The 1,774-nt window shown below is 48.2% G+C and carries 1 rRNA gene; it reads right to left on the bottom strand.

Features of this window, described 5'->3' with window-relative positions:
* Positions 1-56: 56 nt before the first annotated feature.
* Positions 57-1,630, bottom strand: a 16S ribosomal RNA gene (locus ACOMA7_RS07665).
* Positions 1,631-1,774: the final 144 nt, after the last annotated feature.

Raw genomic sequence — 1,774 nt, 5'->3', positions numbered from 1 at the left:
CTCTCAAAACTGAATAAGATTGATGAACCTAATGTAAGTTTCCGAAATTTCCTTAGAAAGGAGGTGATCCAGCCGCAGGTTCTCCTACGGCTACCTTGTTACGACTTCACCCTAATCATCTGTCCCACCTTAGACGACTAGCTCCTAAAAGGTTACCCCATCGTCTTTGGGTGTTACAAACTCTCATGGTGTGACGGGCGGTGTGTACAAGGCCCGGGAACGTATTCACCGTGGCATGCTGATCCACGATTACTAGTGATTCCAACTTCATGCAGGCGAGTTGCAGCCTGCAATCCGAACTGAGAATGGCTTTAAGAGATTAGCTTGACCTCGCGGTTTCGCGACTCGTTGTACCATCCATTGTAGCACGTGTGTAGCCCAGCTCATAAGGGGCATGATGATTTGACGTCGTCCCCACCTTCCTCCGGTTTATCACCGGCAGTCTCACTAGAGTGCCCAACTAAATGCTGGCAACTAATAATAAGGGTTGCGCTCGTTGCGGGACTTAACCCAACATCTCACGACACGAGCTGACGACAACCATGCACCACCTGTCATTCTGTCCCCGAAGGGAACGCCCAATCTCTTGGGTTGGCAGAAGATGTCAAGAGCTGGTAAGGTTCTTCGCGTAGCATCGAATTAAACCACATGCTCCACCACTTGTGCGGGCCCCCGTCAATTCCTTTGAGTTTCAACCTTGCGGTCGTACTCCCCAGGCGGAATACTTAATGCGTTAGCTGCGGCACTGAAGGGCGGAAACCCTCCAACACCTAGTATTCATCGTTTACGGCATGGACTACCAGGGTATCTAATCCTGTTCGCTACCCATGCTTTCGAGCCTCAGCGTCAGTAACAGACCAGAAAGCCGCCTTCGCCACTGGTGTTCTTCCATATATCTACGCATTTCACCGCTACACATGGAGTTCCACTTTCCTCTTCTGTACTCAAGTTTTGTAGTTTCCACTGCACTTCCTCAGTTGAGCTGAGGGCTTTCACAGCAGACTTACAAAACCGCCTGCGCTCGCTTTACGCCCAATAAATCCGGACAACGCTTGCCACCTACGTATTACCGCGGCTGCTGGCACGTAGTTAGCCGTGGCTTTCTGGTTAAATACCGTCAAAGTGTTAACAGTTACTCTAACACTTGTTCTTCTTTAACAACAGAGTTTTACGATCCGAAAACCTTCATCACTCACGCGGCGTTGCTCCATCAGACTTTCGTCCATTGTGGAAGATTCCCTACTGCTGCCTCCCGTAGGAGTCTGGGCCGTGTCTCAGTCCCAATGTGGCCGATTACCCTCTCAGGTCGGCTACGTATCATCGTCTTGGTGGGCTTTTATCTCACCAACTAACTAATACGGCGCGGGTCCATCCCAAAGTGATAGCAGAGCCATCTTTCAAGTTGGAACCATGCGGTTCCAACTAATTATGCGGTATTAGCATTTGTTTCCAAATGTTATCCCCCGCTTCGGGGCAGGTTACCCACGTGTTACTCACCAGTTCGCCACTCGCTCCGAATCTAAAAATCATTTATGCAAGCATAAAATCAATTTAGGAGAGCTCGTTCGACTTGCATGTATTAGGCACGCCGCCAGCGTTCGTCCTGAGCCAGGATCAAACTCTCATCTTAAGATGAAAAGCTTAACTTAGCTCTTCTGAATAAATTGTTATTTTATAAGCGAATTGACTTCGCAATGTTTAATTCTTACAACCAAGTTGTAAGTTCCTTACACATCATCGATTATCAATCTTGTTCAGTTTTCAAAGATCTACC

This window comes from Apilactobacillus intestinapis (assembly GCF_049166695.1).
In the GTDB taxonomy this organism is placed as follows: Bacteria; Bacillota; Bacilli; order Lactobacillales; family Lactobacillaceae; genus Apilactobacillus; species Apilactobacillus kunkeei_C.
This window is presented reverse-complemented; position numbering and strand designations above follow the sequence as displayed.